The organism is Thermus kawarayensis JCM 12314 (assembly GCF_055393575.1).
The window spans coordinates 20,262-35,650 of the sequence record NZ_AP043757.1 but is presented as its reverse complement, the minus strand read 5'-3'; the positions used below and the strand labels follow the sequence as shown (position 1 = coordinate 35,650).

11 protein-coding genes and 2 CRISPR repeat arrays (1 of these 13 only partly in view) are annotated in these 15,389 nt (G+C 64.3%); of the genes, 5 read left to right on the top strand and 6 right to left on the bottom strand.

The annotated features are described in order from the left end of the window. Positions 1-2,017: direct repeats of the CRISPR family, unit length 30 nt; unit sequence GTTTCAAACCCTCATAGGTACGGTCAAAAC; it reaches 58 nt to the left of the window's first position. Between the two features lie 148 nt (positions 2,018-2,165). From cas1b to ACZ5RK_RS11410, 3 genes are read right to left on the bottom strand one after another with little or no spacing between them, the layout of a single operon-like run. Beyond that, the gene (gene cas1b, locus ACZ5RK_RS11420) at positions 2,166-3,149 is read right to left on the bottom strand and encodes a type I-B CRISPR-associated endonuclease Cas1b (RefSeq protein WP_464910124.1); all 984 of its coding nucleotides are present in this window, start codon (positions 3,147-3,149) and stop codon (positions 2,166-2,168) included. Next, positions 3,142-3,663, bottom strand: a complete 522-nt coding sequence (gene cas4 / locus ACZ5RK_RS11415) for a CRISPR-associated protein Cas4 (protein WP_054647627.1) — start codon at positions 3,661-3,663, stop codon at positions 3,142-3,144. The genes cas1b and cas4 overlap by 8 nt, the downstream gene beginning before the upstream one ends. Continuing rightward, a complete protein-coding gene (locus ACZ5RK_RS11410; protein WP_464910123.1) occupies positions 3,639-5,888 on the bottom strand; it encodes a CRISPR-associated endonuclease Cas3'' in 2,250 nt (749 codons plus the stop codon). The genes cas4 and ACZ5RK_RS11410 overlap by 25 nt, the downstream gene beginning before the upstream one ends. A gap of 46 nt (positions 5,889-5,934) precedes the next feature. On the opposite strand from ACZ5RK_RS11410, the gene cas6 reads away from it, so the two are divergent. The 5 genes from cas6 to cas2 are packed head-to-tail and all read left to right on the top strand — an operon-like array spanning position 5,935 to position 10,479. Continuing rightward, positions 5,935-6,663, top strand: coding sequence for a CRISPR-associated endoribonuclease Cas6 (gene cas6, locus ACZ5RK_RS11405; protein ID WP_464910122.1), 729 nt, complete (start codon positions 5,935-5,937; stop codon positions 6,661-6,663). Next, positions 6,657-8,552 carry a TM1802 family CRISPR-associated protein gene (locus ACZ5RK_RS11400; RefSeq protein ID WP_464910121.1) on the top strand — a complete coding sequence of 632 codons (1,896 nt, stop codon included), beginning with the start codon at positions 6,657-6,659 and terminating at the stop codon, positions 8,550-8,552. Before cas6 ends, ACZ5RK_RS11400 begins: the two co-directional genes overlap by 7 nt. Then, on the top strand, positions 8,527-9,501 hold the full coding sequence (cas7b, locus tag ACZ5RK_RS11395; protein WP_464910120.1) for a type I-B CRISPR-associated protein Cas7/Csh2: 975 nt from the start codon (positions 8,527-8,529) through the stop codon (positions 9,499-9,501). Before ACZ5RK_RS11400 ends, cas7b begins: the two co-directional genes overlap by 26 nt. A 17-nt stretch (positions 9,502-9,518) precedes the next feature. Beyond that, entirely contained in the window at positions 9,519-10,214 is a 696-nt protein-coding gene (gene cas5, locus ACZ5RK_RS11390; RefSeq protein ID WP_464910119.1) for a CRISPR-associated protein Cas5, read from the top strand. A gap of 4 nt (positions 10,215-10,218) precedes the next feature. After that, complete coding sequence (gene cas2, locus ACZ5RK_RS11385) at positions 10,219-10,479, top strand: CRISPR-associated endonuclease Cas2 (RefSeq protein WP_464910118.1); 261 nt, start codon at positions 10,219-10,221, stop codon at positions 10,477-10,479. Between the two features lie 182 nt (positions 10,480-10,661). Beyond that, positions 10,662-12,836: a CRISPR direct-repeat array (repeat unit 30 nt; unit sequence GTTTTGACCGTACCTATGAGGGTTTGAAAC). Positions 12,837-13,064: 228 nt separating this feature from the next. On the opposite strand, the gene ACZ5RK_RS11380 is transcribed toward cas2, so the two are convergent. The 3 genes from ACZ5RK_RS11380 to ACZ5RK_RS11370 are packed head-to-tail and all read right to left on the bottom strand — an operon-like array spanning position 13,065 to position 15,387. Continuing rightward, positions 13,065-13,946 carry an RAMP superfamily CRISPR-associated protein gene (locus tag ACZ5RK_RS11380; protein WP_464910117.1) on the bottom strand — a complete coding sequence of 294 codons (882 nt, stop codon included), beginning with the start codon at positions 13,944-13,946 and terminating at the stop codon, positions 13,065-13,067. Beyond that, positions 13,943-14,329: a hypothetical protein gene (locus tag ACZ5RK_RS11375; protein WP_054647172.1), complete on the bottom strand. Its 387-nt coding sequence runs from the start codon at positions 14,327-14,329 to the stop codon at positions 13,943-13,945. The genes ACZ5RK_RS11380 and ACZ5RK_RS11375 overlap by 4 nt, the downstream gene beginning before the upstream one ends. Then, positions 14,326-15,387, bottom strand: a complete 1,062-nt coding sequence (locus tag ACZ5RK_RS11370; protein WP_464910116.1) for an RAMP superfamily CRISPR-associated protein — start codon at positions 15,385-15,387, stop codon at positions 14,326-14,328. Before ACZ5RK_RS11370 ends, ACZ5RK_RS11375 begins: the two co-directional genes overlap by 4 nt. Between the last annotated feature and the right edge of the window lie 2 nt (positions 15,388-15,389).

Below are 15,389 nucleotides of genomic sequence, written 5' to 3'. Positions count from 1 at the left end.
GCCAGGAGGCGTTTCAAACCCTCATAGGTACGGTCAAAACAAGAGCGAGGATGGGAAGTGGATCCTCCTCCAGAGGAAGGGTTTCAAACCCTCATAGGTACGGTCAAAACGCCTCTCCCTCATGCATCTTTCCTCCTCAGGATGCCGAGTTTCAAACCCTCATAGGTACGGTCAAAACCCTAGCCCGGTGGAAGCTCCACCACTACCTCGACGCTTTGTTTCAAACCCTCATAGGTACGGTCAAAACCCCAGAAGCCCACCGGCGGCCACCGCTCCTGTGCCGAGTTTCAAACCCTCATAGGTACGGTCAAAACGACCAGGGAGATTCTCAGGCGGCTTCTGCAGGGCATGGGTTTCAAACCCTCATAGGTACGGTCAAAACACGACATGCTAGAGGCCATGCATGTGACCATAGCAGGTTTCAAACCCTCATAGGTACGGTCAAAACGCCCGGTCCCGCATGGCGTACTGGGCCATGATGCGGGGTTTCAAACCCTCATAGGTACGGTCAAAACCCTAAACAGCCGGAACCAACGGGCACCAGCAGGCACGTTTCAAACCCTCATAGGTACGGTCAAAACAGGGGTACCTGCCTCAGCGAACTGCACGAGGTCATAGAAGTTTCAAACCCTCATAGGTACGGTCAAAACCAGCCGTATGTAGGCTCACATAGATAGCGGATGGAGGAGGTTTCAAACCCTCATAGGTACGGTCAAAACTCTTCTGGAGCTTCGTTTTTTGATTTCCGGAGGATTCGGAGTTTCAAACCCTCATAGGTACGGTCAAAACGCCGCCCTGCTCGCGGTCTCGCCTCCCTTGTGGGAAGTTTCAAACCCTCATAGGTACGGTCAAAACGGCTGCGCCTCATGAACGGGGAGATCCAGATCATCTCGAAGTTTCAAACCCTCATAGGTACGGTCAAAACGAGGGTCGTTGTGGAATACTGACCCCCGGGAAGGGGGGGTTTCAAACCCTCATAGGTACGGTCAAAACCTGCGCTTCGCCTTTGTCTCGGCTTTCATGATGGCGTTCGCGTTTCAAACCCTCATAGGTACGGTCAAAACGGGCTTATCGCCTCTCCCATCATGTGGGTTCTCGGCAAGTTTCAAACCCTCATAGGTACGGTCAAAACTGGAGAGGAGGGCGGAGTGAACCTGCAGGAGCGCATCCGGGTTTCAAACCCTCATAGGTACGGTCAAAACAGGAGCCACCACGAAAGGCCGGCCAGGGCAAAGGGTTTCAAACCCTCATAGGTACGGTCAAAACACTGATCTTAGTAACTACTGTACTTAGTAGTTGTTTACGTTTCAAACCCTCATAGGTACGGTCAAAACTCATACGCTGTTAATATCTTCTGTAAGTCATAGTTGTATGCAAGTTTCAAACCCTCATAGGTACGGTCAAAACTCCTCCTCTTTTCTCCGGGGAGGAGGGGCTAGGCCAGGGTTTCAAACCCTCATAGGTACGGTCAAAACTCTAGATTGCGTATGGGTTTAGCTGACTTTAGCCAGCGTTTCAAACCCTCATAGGTACGGTCAAAACGCCGTTCAGCCCGCTCATCGGCGCCAAGGTGGACGAGGTTTCAAACCCTCATAGGTACGGTCAAAACTCCGCGGGAGCGGTGATAGCGTTCGGAGAGGCGATCGTTTCAAACCCTCATAGGTACGGTCAAAACTCCTGAACCTTTCCCGCCCCGACCTCGCTCAGGTGCGTAGTTTCAAACCCTCATAGGTACGGTCAAAACGGAGGTGCCATGTACAGGTTAAACCACCATATCTGGAGGTTTCAAACCCTCATAGGTACGGTCAAAACCGCCTTCGCCTGGTACGTGGGGGGTGGGTGGCTGACCCGTTTCAAACCCTCATAGGTACGGTCAAAACACTCTGGTATCTCGCCGCGCACTTGCTGGCAAGGATGGCGTTTCAAACCCTCATAGGTACGGTCAAAACCAGGGCCATCGAAAGCTCAGCGAGGGAGAGCGCAACGAGTTTCAAACCCTCATAGGTACGGTCAAAACCCTTAACATCCCCTACAGCACGCGCGCCTCTCATGAGACTCTAATCCCGGTTTTCAAGAACCCCTGCGGCCGAACGGGGAAGCTCCGGCCACCTGAGCCTCAGGATAAGGGGCCGGGGGTGTTGCGTCAACCCCCCGATGAAGCCAGCTTAACGAAGGCGGTAGGGCACGTAGGAGACCTCTCCTATAAGGTGTTTTTCCAGCTTGTAAAGCTCTAGGCGGAGGGTGGTGCGGTAGGAGACGGAACGACGCAGGGTGAGATGCCGGTAGGTGGTCTGGAGGGTTTTCTCCCACTCTTCCACCACCAGCCGTCTCCCTGCTTCTGACAGGAAGACGCCGTCCCCTTCCCGGAGAAAATGGCCCGCTCTGATCTGTCCCCGTCGCACGAGGCGGAAGATGAGGCGATCCACCAGAACGGGCTTGAAGACCTCCGCCACGTCCAGGTTGAGGGAGTGGCGCCGATAGTTGGCCTCGTGGAGGAAGCCGATCCTGGGGTCCAGGTGGGTCTGGTAGATCTGGGCGAGGACCGCCGTGTAGAGGAGGCTGTTGCCGAAGCTGACCAGGGCGTTCACCGGGTCTTTGGGCGGTCTCCGGCTCCGCTTTAGGGCCCACTCTTCTCCCAGTAGGGTCTCCCAGGTGTCGTAGTAGGCTTCCCGCGCCTGCCCCTCGAGGGCCATCAGCTCCCCCACGCTTCCCGCTTCCTCTACTTGGGGGAGAAGGCGGTCCAGGAAGTCCAGGGCCTCCTCTACCTCCTTCCCCCTGGTCCCCTCTTTGCGCAGGAGGCGCCGGAGGTTCTCCAAGCCTCCAGCCACGAAGCGCCGGGCCAGGTCCAGCCTGCGCCGCCCGTCCAGGTAGTGCTCCGCCTGGCGCAGGGTGAGGTATCCGCTCAGGAGATGCTCCCTGGGATAGAAGGAGCCCACGTAGTAGCCGAAGCGGTTGAAGAAGTGAAGCAGGATCCTCTTCTGCGCGGCAAACTCCAGGAAGCGTTTGTTCAGCTCCACCTCGCCGAAGAGGTAGAGCTCCGAGACCTGCTCCACGGGCAGGTGCCGCTTGCGCTCCTCCGTTTCCAAGACGATGGTGTTGGCCACGCGCCCAAGCCTGCCCGAGGCGAAGACGTACACCGGCTTAGCCATCCTCTTCCCCCACGAAGCAGAACTCAAAATAGGCACACCCTGAGCAGGCGGGAATCCTCTTCGGGGGTGGGGGTGCGGGCTGTGCCAGGAGCTCCTGCAGGGCCTCTTCCGCCTCCCGCACCCGGGCTTCCAGCTCGGGGGTGAGGGCCACCCGCTCCACCCGCCTCTCCTCGGGGTAGCGGAGTTCTCCTTGGGCCTCGAGGCCCATCTCCCTGAGCCGCAGGAGGTAGTAGCCGAGCTGGAGGAGGTGGGCTTCCCTCTCCCCCGAGCTTCGCTTCACCTCGGCCACCACCAGGGTTTTCCCGCCCCGGCCCAGGAGGTCCAGCCGCATCCCGGGCAGGGCCACCTCCTTGCGCTCTCGGGAATAGCTCCTTTCCTGGAGGAGTCTGCCCAGGGCCAGAAGCTCGTGCTCGGGGAAGGGCTCCAGGGCGTGTCCCATGAGCCAGGCTTCCCGGGGGCAGACCCCGAAGTACCCGAACAGGGTGGCCGTCAGAGGAACTGGTCCATCTCCCACAGAAACCCCACCTCCTCCTGGTAGTAGTCCGCCAGGGCCTCCCGGGGGACGTGCCTCCAGTCCTCCCTGCCGAGAAGGGGCGGGGGCAGGTTCTGGAGGGCCCGCTGCAGGAGGGGGCTTACCGTGTAGGCCTCGAGGCGGGGAAGGAGGCGCCGCACCTCGAGGCGCCGCGCCCTCGGGTCCCTCTCCCGGAAGGCCCCCTCCAGCTCCCGGAGGAGCCTCGTGGCCTCCTCGTCCCACTCCACGAAGATGGGCAGGGTAGGGGCTCCCTCGGTGAGCCGCAGGCTTCCGAAGGCCCCGTAGTCCAAGGAGGCCAGGCTCTCCAGCTTCTTGCGCCCCTCCGCCTGGCTGATGCCCTCCTCCACCAGGCGGTAGTAGTCCTCGAGGAGGGCGTAGGCCTCCAGGTCGGAAAGCCCCCTTTCCAGGGCCTCCCCCAGGACCCGGCGGGTGCGCTCCAAGAGGATGGCGCCGTAGACCCACTTTCCGCTTCCGCCCTCGAGGTCCAGCACCCAAAGCCGACCCTCCCCCCAGGCTCCCCGGTTCACCCGGCCCGCGGTCTGCAGAAGGCTCTCCAGGGGGGCGAAGGCCCGGAAGCCCTCCCGGAAGTCCAGGTCCACCCCCGCCTCCACCACCTGGGTGGCCACCAGGGTGAGGGGAAGGCCCGCCCCCAGGCCCTCCCGGATGGCCCGCAGGCGCGCCCTGCGGTGCTTGGGCATGAGGTGGCTGGTGAGGAGGTGGAGGTGGGGCAAGCCCCCCTCCTTGAGGCGGCGGTAGAGCTCCACGGCCTCCCGCACGGTGTTCAGGACCACGAGGCGGCTCCTCGGGCCCTCCCGGAGTAGGCGCCGGGCTAGGTCCTCCAGGGTCCTCTCCTCCCCCCAGGCGAGCCTTACCCGCCGGGGGTAGCCGGGGAGCCTGGGGGCGATCTCCCTCCCCTCCACCAGGCGGGGTTGGGTGGCGGTCATGCTCACCACGGTGACGTTTCCGGGGAGCTCCCTGAGGAGGCCCCGAAGGAGGGGCCAAAGCTCGGCGGGGAGGGTCTGCACCTCGTCCAGGATGAGGATGGCTCCCTGGGCCAGGGCGTGGAGGGGCCTGAGCCCGCTCCCCGGGCCCACCAGGGCGGGGAAGACCTGGTGGAAGGTGGTGACCACCACCTCCCGGTCCCAGGTCTCCCGCAGGAGCAGGGCCTCTTCCACGGGCTCCTCCTCCCGGAGTCGGGCCAGGGCCAGGTGGTGGTGGACGAGGAGGTGCCGGGAGGGGTCCAACCCCCCCTGGCGGAGCACCGCCTCCGCCTCCTCCGCCACCTGGTCGGCGATGCTCACGTAGGGGAGGGCGTAGACCACCTTGGGGAGGAACCCCCGCTCGGCCCACACCCGCTCCCTGAGGCCCAGGGCGAAGCGGAGGGCGGCCAGGGTCTTCCCGGCCCCCGTGGGGGCGGTGAGGGTGAGGCGGGCGGGGAAAAGCTGCTCCAGGGGCGCCTCCAGGGCCCGGACCACGCCCCGAAGGAGGGCCTCCCGGTGGGGGCCCAGGGGTCCCTTGGGGTCCTTGGTGGAGAGGTGGGCCTCCACGGCCTCGGGAGGCAGGGGGGTGGGGGAGGGGAGCGGGGCTTTCCCGGCCAGCCTCCGGTCGGCGTCCAGGAGGGCGGAGTAGAGGAGGGCGAGGCGGTAGTGGCGGGAAAGGTCCCTGCCCTCTCGGTCCAGGAGGGCGTCGGCCTCCCGGGCGAGCCGCCCCGCCTCCTCCCAGGCCCCCCCCTCCAGGAAGGGGCCGGGGTCCGGGAGGCCCAGGGAGGCCACCAGCTCCCTGAACCCCGGGGAGTCCAGGCCCCTGAGCTGTTCCGGGAGGACCTTCCAGGCCCCCTCCCGGGGCTTTTGGCCCTGGAGGAGGGAGAGGGGCAGGCGCTCCCAGGGGGAGGGCAGGCTCCCGTGGTGCGCCAGCACCGCCAGGAAGAGGAGAAGGGCGTCCCCCTCCAGGCCCCACCGCCTCGCCGTCCAGGCGGCGAAGAGGGCCCCGGGGAGGGTGTGCCAGGTGCGGGGGTCGTCCTTGGGCCGCTTTCCTTGGAGTAAATCCTGAAAGTAGGGCGTGGCCTTGCCCAGGTCATGGGCCAGGCCGGCCACCCGTCCCTGGGGACCGAGGCCCAGGGGGGCCAGGAAGCGCTCCGCCAGCTCCCCCACCCCCCGGAGGTGGTCCAGGAGGGGTTCTTCCGGCCGGGTGCGGGCGAGGAGGGCCATGCTTCCTTAGGAACCAGGATAGGGAGGATGGTATGCTGGAGGCAAGATGAACCCGCTCACGGGAGGAAGGCTCAGGCTCCGCTTTCACGCCGAGGGTCGTCTTCCGGTGACCTACCGGGAAGGGCTTCAGGCGGCCCTTTACCAGGCCCTCCCCTCCCCCCTGGGGGAGAGGCTTCACGACCGGGGCCTCCTGCCCGCGGACCGCCCCTTGAAGCTCTTCGTCTTTAGCCGCCTCCTGGGCCTGAGGTACCTTGGCGAGGAGAAGGCCTTCCTGGCGGAGGGGGAGGTGGTCCTCTACTTCGCCTCCGCCCTGGCCGAGGTGGTGGGGGCCCTGGGGCAGGGGCTTTGGACGCGGGGGGGCCTCGAGGTCCACGGGCTCTTCCTCCGCCTCCTGGGGCTGGACCTGGAGCCCCTTCCCCTGGGCGGGGAGGTGGTGGTGGAGGCCCTCGCCCCCATCACCGCCTACCGCGGCGAGGGCGGGGCCACCGTCTACTTCAACCCCCTGAACCGGGAGTTCGCCCTCCTCCTGGAGGCCAACCTCCACCGCAAGGCCAGGGCCCTGGGCCTGGAGGAGGGCCCCTTCCGGGTGCGGCCCCTGGGTTTCCGGCCGGGCCACAAGCGCCTGGAGCGGTACAAGGGCACCTGGGTGGAGGGCTGGATGGGCCGTTACCGCCTGCAGGGCGCCCCCCACCTGGTGCGCCTGGCCCTCCTCACGGGCCTCGGGTCCAAGAACAGCCAGGGGTTCGGGTTCGTGCGGGAGGTGGAGGGATGCTGAGGGCCCTCCTCGCCCTGGGGCGGGCCCTGGGGGGCGGCCTGGAGGCGTACGTCCAGCCCGCCAGGGGCCTTCTCTACCTCCTGGACCTCCACCCCAGGAGCAAAAGGGCCCGCCTCCAGCGCTACCAGCTGGACGAGGAGCAGAGCCGCCGCTTCCTCTGGGTGGGGGACCCCCCGGCCAGCAACGCTCCCCGGGACCGGGCCACCACCCGGAGGCTCGCCTACCTCTTGGGGCAGGTCCCCACCCGCTTGGCGGAGGACCCCCGCCTCGAGCCCCTGCTCCGGGGGCTCCTCTGGGACCCGGAGAGGCCCGGGGGCAGGGCCCGCCTCCTCCTGGACCTGAGGGACTACGCCCTGGAGGGGGCGGAAGACGCCCGGGCGGAGCCCTTCCGGGTGGAGGGGGGAAGGCTCTTGGTGGAGGAGGACCTTTGGTCCCATCTGGAGCCCAAGGACCGAAACGCCGGGGGGCTTGCCCAACGCATGGCGGCGGTCCTGGAAAGGGCCTGGGGCGTGGAGACGCCTGGGAGGGGGGAGACGGTCCTCTTCAGCCTGGCCCTGGAGGGCAAGCCCCTGGCCGAGTTTCCCCAGTACCGGGACTACCTGCGCCGCCTCCTGGAGGGGGAGAAGCGGTTCCGGGAGGGGGTTACGGGCCTCTGCCACGCCTGCGGCCGGGAAGGGGTGCCCGTGGTGGGGCACTTCGCCGACTTCCAGCTCAAGTTCTACATCACCGACAAGAAGGGCTTCGCCCCGGGGGTCCGGGAGGAGGCCTTCCCTCAGGCCTACGCCCTCTGTCAGGAGTGCTTCCAGGACCTTCAGGTGGGGGAGCGCTTCGCCCTGGAGCGCCTCACCCTCCGCTTCCTGGGCACGGAGGCCCTGGTCCTGCCCGAGGCGGACCCGGAGCCCGAGAGGCTTTCCCTCCTCCTGGAGAGGCTTCTCGCCCAGGTGCGGGGGCTTGAGCGCCTCGAGGCCTGGCGGGAGTTCCTGGGGCGGGCACAGGGGAGGTGGGAGGAGGTGGGCTACCTGGGCTTCTCCCTCCTCCTCTTCCGCAGGTCCCAGGCGGCCACCAAGGCGGAGGAGGTCCTCCTGGAAGTCCCCCCCTCCCGGGTGGAGGCCCTCTTTCAGGCCATGGAGGAGGCGGTGGAAAGGGGCTTCCGGGTGGAGGGGCTCGGGGACTGGCTCTACCTCCTGCCCCTGGACCGAGGCAGGGGTGGGCCGGGGGCGGGCCTCGCCCTGAGGGCGGTCTCGCGCCTCTTCCTGGGCCTGCCCTTCCACCCCGGGGACTGGGTGCCCCTCTTCCTCCGGGCGGCGGAGCGGGCCTTCCGGGAGGACGCCACCCTCTACGCCCTGGGCCGCTACCGGGGCCCCCGGGGGGCTCTGGACTTGGCGGCCTTGGGGGCGGGGTGGGTCTGGGTTCTGGTGCGGCTTGGGCTTTGGGGAGGGAAGATGGAGGAGAAGACCTTGGACAGCGCTTTTCCCTTGGGAGAAGAGGAGGAGATTTTCCGGGCCTACGGGTTTGGGCCCCTGGAGGCGGGGCTTTACCTCTTGGGCAAGGCCATGGAGGCCGTGGGGCAGGCCCAGGCCAGGCTCTACGAGTACCGCAAGGAGCCCCTTCTGGAGGCCCTGGGCTGGCAGGGCATGGGCCTCTTCCAGGTGCGCCACCTGGTGCCCGAGGTCATGGGCAAGGCGGTCTACTACCTGGAAGGGGAGGAGCGCACCCGCGTCCTGGACCTTCTGGGCCGGGCCACCGACCTCATGGAAAGGGCCCGGGGAGGCCTTTCCAACCGCGAGGTGCCCTACTACATCCTCATGGGCTACGCCCAGGCGCGCGCCCGGCGCCTGAGGGCGGGCAAGAAGGAGGTGGAGCATGGAGGGAAGGGAGAGGGTTCTTAACGCCGAGATCCTGTTCCTCTACGAGGCCAAGGACGCCAACCCCAACGGCGACCCCGATGCCGAGAACCGCCCCCGCATGGACCACGTGGGGCGGAGGCTCTTGGTGAGCGACCTCCGCCTCAAGCGCTACGTGCGGGACTTCCTTCTGGCCCGGGGCGAGGACGTGTGGGTGCGCACCCTTGAGGACGGTACCCGCACCGACGCCGACGGGAGGCTGGAGGAGCTCAAGGCCCTCTACCGGAAAGAAACGGGAAAGGAGGCGGGGGCCAAGAAGAAGGACCTAAGCCCGGAGTTTCTGCGCTGGTACCTGGGGCGTCTGCGGGACGTGCGGCTCTTCGGGGCGGTCCTCCCCATCAAGGGGGAGGGGGAGGACAGGGGGGGCACGGGGCAGTTCGCGGGCCCGGTGCAGTTTGAGTGGGGTTACTCCCTCCATCCCGTGGAGGTCCGCACCGACACCATCTCCAGCCAGTTCGCCGGCAGGACGGAGGGGGGGAAAGGGGAGCACGGCACCTTTGGCAAGGACCACCGGGTGCCTTACGCCCTCATTGCCTTCTGGGGGCGGGTTTCCTCCAGGCGGGCCCAGGGGGTGGGCCTCACCCCGGAGGACCTGGGGGTGCTGGAGCGGGGCCTCCTGGAGGGCCTTCTGGAGGGGGCCACCACCCGGAGCAAGGTGGGCCAGACGCCCAGGCTCTACCTGCGGGTGGACTGGAGGGAAGGCTTCCGCCCTCTGGGGGACCCCCGGGACGGCCTTCGGGTGCGCCCCCTAGAAGGGAGGTCCCCGGAGGCCATCCGCTCCGTCCGGGACTACGTCCTGGAGGCCAGCAGCCTGAGCGGCGCCCTAAGGCGCTTCCAAGAGGACATCGCCCGGGTGCGGTTCTGGCGCCACCCGGACCTCGAGGTGGAGGGCCTTTCCCTGGAGGGGTTTGAGGTGGAGGAGGTGGCCTTCTGAGGGTCCTGCGCTTCGTCTTGAAGGGAAAGCGGGCCCATTTCCGCCGCTTCTACACCAACTCCTCCGCCCTCACCTACCCCGTGCCGCCCCCCACCACCCTCCAGGGCCTCCTGGGGGCGGCCCTGGGCCTGGGGCCGGAGTACGTGGACCTCCTTTCGGGCCTCTACCTCTCCGCCCGCCCCCTGGGGGTCCAGAGGCTCCTCTTCCAGACGGTGAACTACCTCTTCCTGAAGGAGGGGAGGCTGGAGGAGCTGCGGGGCCTCCACAAGGAAGGCCGGACCCAGATCCCCATCCAGTTCCTGGTGGGGGAGGAGGGGGGAGGGGTGGCCTTTGAGGTCCACGTGGCCTCGAGGGAGGAGGCCCTTCTGGAGGAGTTGGCCCGGGCCTTGGAGTCCCCGGCCTATCCCCTCTCCCTCGGGCCTGCCTTCGCCCTGGCCTGGGCCGAGGAGGTGTTCCTCGGGGAGGGGGAGGTGAGGGAGGGCTGGGAAGGGAAGGGGGTGGGCTGGTGGTGGGCCGACCGGCTCCGCCTCGAGGCTCCTCCCCCGGGGACCCGGCTTTACCGGGACCGCTTTCCCATAGCCCTGGGGCCTGGGCGGAGGCCCAAGCAGGTGGGGGAGCTGGCCCTGGAGCTCCGAGGAGAGCCCTTGCCCGTGCGCTACCAGGGGGAGGTCCTCCTGGTGGAAGGGCGGGCCGTGGGCGTGGTGAGGGTCTAGGGGCATGTACGTGGTGATGGTCTACGACGTGGCGGTGGAGCGCGTGACCAAGGTGCTCCAGGTAGGGCGGCGTTACCTGACCTGGGTGCAGAACTCGGTCCTGGAGGGGGAGCTTTCTCCCTCCCAGCTTGCCCGCCTGAAGGCGGATTTGACCAAGGTGGTTGAGCCTTCCGATGCGGTGCGGTTTTACGTCTTTCCCAGCAGGCAATCCCTGAGGATAGAGGTCCTAGGGACGTCCAAAAACGAACCCGGCCAGATTATTTGAACTGAGCACACTTTGACTCCAACCCCCAATCCCCCCCAAAACCCGGGGGGGTTGACGCAACACCCCCGACCCCTTATCCTGGGGTTCAGGTGGCCGGAGTTTCCCCGTTCGGCCGCAGGGGTTCTTGAAAACCGGGATTAAAGCTTCATGAGAGACGCGCGTGCTGTGGGGGATGTTAAGGGGTTTTGACCGTACCTATGAGGGTTTGAAACGCGGAGTGTTTGCTAGGAGCAAGCCGCAATGCCCGTTTTGACCGTACCTATGAGGGTTTGAAACACGGGGCCCCGGCCCACCCCGTGCCCCGGACCCCGAGTTTTGACCGTACCTATGAGGGTTTGAAACGCCCATCGGGCCTTGATGCGAGGCCCGGCCCCCCAAGTTTTGACCGTACCTATGAGGGTTTGAAACTTGTATCCCCCCTCCCCCCACCCCTCCCCCCAAAGGGGTTTTGACCGTACCTATGAGGGTTTGAAACAATTACCACGGTCAGGGTAGCCGGCAGAGTCTCCTGTTTTGACCGTACCTATGAGGGTTTGAAACACGATGTCCTCCGCGCCTACCCCTAGCGTCGCTTCCTGTTTTGACCGTACCTATGAGGGTTTGAAACCTCTAGGTAGACCCTATGCATCTACTCCCTCCTGTAGCGTTTTGACCGTACCTATGAGGGTTTGAAACCCGAACGGCTGACCTCGGAGGTCAAGGCGATGGTGCGGTGTTTTGACCGTACCTATGAGGGTTTGAAACGTGGCAGGCATGGCGAACACCTCGGCCTGGACGTAGTTTTGACCGTACCTATGAGGGTTTGAAACATGGCGAGGTCACCTTTCCAGTAGATGGGGAGCTCCATGTTTTGACCGTACCTATGAGGGTTTGAAACGAGGGGTTTAGCCGGGCTCTGGCCGCCCTGGCAGGTTTTGACCGTACCTATGAGGGTTTGAAACTCGTTCACCTCCAGGTCCATGGCCGCGTTGGCCAGGAGTTTTGACCGTACCTATGAGGGTTTGAAACATGGCTCGCTACGGCCTCCAAGCGGATGTGGAGGAAGTTTTGACCGTACCTATGAGGGTTTGAAACCCACCCGGCTCACTTCGGGAAGCCACCCCTCGGCAAGTTTTGACCGTACCTATGAGGGTTTGAAACTTCTTCTGGCGGCGGTGCTGGTGGAGCCCTTCGCCCAGTTTTGACCGTACCTATGAGGGTTTGAAACAATCAGGAACGCGTCCGGCTCAAGGACGCCATCATCAGTTTTGACCGTACCTATGAGGGTTTGAAACAGCCACACAGAGGGGGGCAGGGTGTAGTCTGGAACGGGTTTTGACCGTACCTATGAGGGTTTGAAACTTCTACCTTTGGTGCCATAGCTCTCCGTCGAAGTAGAGTTTTGACCGTACCTATGAGGGTTTGAAACGCCCGCTGAGCCTAGGGCCGGAAGTCGGGGTGGGCGTTTTGACCGTACCTATGAGGGTTTGAAACCCGCGTCCCGGCCCAGGTGCAAAAGGTGGCCGAGCGGTTTTGACCGTACCTATGAGGGTTTGAAACAGTGCGGTGATGTAGGCGGTGAAGTCCGCCATGGTATTGTTTTGACCGTACCTATGAGGGTTTGAAACGCCTTAGCCTCGGCCTCGGGGACCGCCCTAAGGGCCGTTTTGACCGTACCTATGAGGGTTTGAAACGCCTCCTCGAACTTCCAGAGGCCCGGGGACTCCCGGTCGGGTTTTGACCGTACCTATGAGGGTTTGAAACCTACCAGGGACGGGTCCAGAAGCTATGGAGGGCCTCGGTTTTGACCGTACCTATGAGGGTTTGAAACCCAACTCGTTTGCCATCGCACACCTCCTCAAAACGGGTTTTGACCGTACCTATGAGGGTTTGAAACAACGTCCGCTCCAGGCTCTCTGCGAAGCGTACTCCCTCGTTTTGACCGTACCTATGAGGGTTTGAAACTTCCACTCCATGCTAAACAAACAAGGACCAAACCCGGGTTTTGACCGTACCTATGAGGGTTTGAAACTTTTAGTCCCACAGATTGTAGTTTAGGAACATAGTCACCATCACCAGTTTTGACCGTACCTATGAGGGTTTGAAACTATCCCCCCACCGCCGCTATCAGATTGGTTGTCAGCGTTTTGACCGTACCTATGAGGGTTTGAAACAGGGCTTCGGCTGGTAGCGGTAGGTGGGAGCCCGTGCGTTTTGACCGTACCTATGAGGGTTTGAAACCCAATGAGATACACCGTTCCGTTCAAGACTACCTCCCGTTTTGACCGTACCTATGAGGGTTTGAAACAGTCCCAGCCGCTAGAAAACCTGCTCTATGCCCTTTTGGGGTTTTGACCGTACCTATGAGGGTTTGAAACGCAGAAGTTGCGCCCTGCTGCAAGGGCTGCTAGGATGAGGGCAAACCCGCCGGGCTGGGCCTGGGTTCCCGATGGCCCGGTGCAGGACGCGCGGCCCTTCAGGGGGCTGTTGCCCGTTTCCAAGGCTTCCGCGGTGTTCGTACCCTGCCGGGTGCGTGCGGTGGAGAAGGGGCCCGGTCCCGTCCCCGGCCCGCCCCTTACGTGGGAGCCTCCAGGGCCGGGGCACCGTTATGGGCTAAAAAACGGCTCCCAAAGGTTGCCCTCCCCGATTTTCCACTTCAGAGGATCGGATTGGGTGCGCGACCCCGGTACCCAAGCCAAAGGGCCTGCCTTCAACTGTCCGTTATCCCACTCAACCAGTTGCTCCCGGGCCCCTGAAAGCCCTGTGTTGGCTACCTCTTGGACAGCCGCATGGGCCAGGAGGGTGTCCGTGCTCACCATCGGTTCCCTATTGGAAAGGTCCAGGGGCTTACCAAAGAAGCCCTCCGGAGGCTGGCCGTCCAGGTGCACCCTTCTGACCCTGCCGAGGCCGTACCGGGTGTCGCCCCCCAGGAAGAGTTCTTCCATCTCCAGGACCTCCGCCTCTACGTCGGCTTCCCGGCAGAAAACGTAGCCCTTGAGAAAAACGGGCTGGGGAACCTTCTGCTTGCCCCAGAAGGACCAGTCCGCCAGGAGCTCATACTCCCGGAGGGTGGCCTCGAGGGCGGCGTCGGTGCTTGGGCTTATGGCCGTCCCCGGCCGCACGGTGAGCATCCACAGGCGGAACTCACGGTCCGCTTTCTTATTACCCTCGTTATCCTCGCGATGCCAAACAAGCCCCCTCCCCTCCGCATCCTCGTACCTGGGGAGCCAGGCGAGGTAGCGCTCCCCCTCCTTTTGGGCGGGGAAGAGGTAGCTGAAGCGGCATTTTTCGGAGAGCCGCTCGCCCGTGCCCCCGTAGTCGGGAGGAGCGTCCCCCGCCTCCTTTCTGGCCAGCTGGGCCGTGAGGGCGCCCCAGAGGGTTCGGGCGGGGACGTAAAGGCGTGTACGGTTCAGGGAGCCTGCGGGGGTGGTGCCCACGTGGACCGGTGAAAGCAATTGCCAGACCCAGCTGTAGATCTTCCAGCTCATGAGGAGCCTCCACCCTTAGCCTTCAGGTGGTAGCGGGCGTAAGAAAAGGCCGCGCGCAGGAGGTCCCGGGCAAAGAGGAGGTCGTCCAGGTCTTCGGCCAGCTTCTTAACGGCATCCAGGATGTTGCCTGCCCCCTCGAGCCGGTCCTGGAAAACGTCCTTCAAGAAGTTTAGGGACTTTTGGTCGATGTGGCGCGCGAACCTGTCGTGCCTGGCCTCGAGGTAAAGGAACGTGGCGTAAGGACCTTGCTCTTCCAAGACCGCAAGGGCCTCGTTGAACACCTTTTCTTCTATTCCCTTGCCCCTGTCATCCCGGATGTCGGCCAACTGATACCCCAGTTCGGCGCACAGGATGTCCAGGTTGATGCCGTGAGCGCGGCTCATGGCCGACCTCCCCCTTGAGGTTGCCCTGCCCCCGAGGCGGCGCCCTGCCCCGAGGGCTGGCTTTGCTGGCAAGGTGCGGATCCCCCGTCGTGGACTACCCTTAGCCGCCCCATCCCGCGCGTGCCCATACCGCCGATGCCCAGGTGTTCCAGGTAGAGATGGGCTTTCTTGGTTACATTTCCAACAGCGTCCGGGTCGGTGACTGCCGTAATAGGTTGCCCACCAATGTTGAAATGCGCCGGGTTTTTGGCAATGATTTCCCACACCAGCACCGTGCCCCGCGGCAGGGCCTCGTAGGAGAAGAGCGCCCTTTCCTCCGCGGCGCCGGTTGCGGGGTTGATGGAGACCGAGGTGCGGACCTCGAGGTTGCTGTTGACGATGTGGGCGAAGAGGTGGTCGGGCGCCAGGGCCAGGCGGCGAGAGATGTAGTCTGGAACACAAACGCTTGAAAGTTTTTGGGTTACTGCCCTCATCTGGCCAAGCGCCTTCACGGGAAGGAGAAGCCACCCTAGGTTAATCTGATTATTGGAACTGCTCTGCATATATACCGCGTTGTCCTCCACCCCATTAACCTCCAGCCCCACCGAGCGCAGGGCCATGGGGCAGGTAATCCACATGGGCCCCTGGCGAGTGGGCACGGGGAAGAGGAGCACGTGGGCATCGGTGAAGGCGGCCAGGCCGGCGAAGCCCCCCTCCTGGCCCGCGCCGCGGGCGAAGCCGAAGACGGTGCAGACGGGGCAGTCGGGCTGGCGGCAGTGGCCTTGGTTCTCGTCCAGGCTCAGACCGGCACAATCGGGGTAATAGGGTTTCTGTCTGCCCTGGAACTGCTGTCCTGATTGGCGGGCTTGCTGAATTTGCTGCTGGCGGTCTTCCTCATAATGCATCGCCACATAGGTCCGGTACACGCCCGCCAGGCTGGAGCCGGGGATCTTGGGCACCTGGGTGACCGGGTCCCGGACGATGGTCAGGTCCACCCGGCCGATGCGGGCACCTCCGGTCCCCACGTGGATAGGGTCCAGGGCAACGCCTACTTGTGTAAACTTTTTATAGCCTGCCATGC

Coding starts and splice junctions, on each gene's coding strand:
- cas6 (WP_464910122.1), top strand. CDS start 5,935: ATGAACCCGCTCACGGGAGGAAGGCTCAGGCTCCGCTTTCACGCCGAG.
- ACZ5RK_RS11370 (WP_464910116.1), bottom strand. CDS start 15,387: ATGGCAGGCTATAAAAAGTTTACACAAGTAGGCGTTGCCCTGGACCCT.
- cas2 (WP_464910118.1), top strand. CDS start 10,219: ATGTACGTGGTGATGGTCTACGACGTGGCGGTGGAGCGCGTGACCAAG.
- ACZ5RK_RS11410 (WP_464910123.1), bottom strand. CDS start 5,888: ATGGCCCTCCTCGCCCGCACCCGGCCGGAAGAACCCCTCCTGGACCAC.
- ACZ5RK_RS11380 (WP_464910117.1), bottom strand. CDS start 13,946: ATGAGCTGGAAGATCTACAGCTGGGTCTGGCAATTGCTTTCACCGGTC.
- cas1b (WP_464910124.1), bottom strand. CDS start 3,149: ATGGCTAAGCCGGTGTACGTCTTCGCCTCGGGCAGGCTTGGGCGCGTG.
- ACZ5RK_RS11375 (WP_054647172.1), bottom strand. CDS start 14,329: ATGAGCCGCGCTCACGGCATCAACCTGGACATCCTGTGCGCCGAACTG.
- cas7b (WP_464910120.1), top strand. CDS start 8,527: ATGGAGGGAAGGGAGAGGGTTCTTAACGCCGAGATCCTGTTCCTCTAC.
- ACZ5RK_RS11400 (WP_464910121.1), top strand. CDS start 6,657: ATGCTGAGGGCCCTCCTCGCCCTGGGGCGGGCCCTGGGGGGCGGCCTG.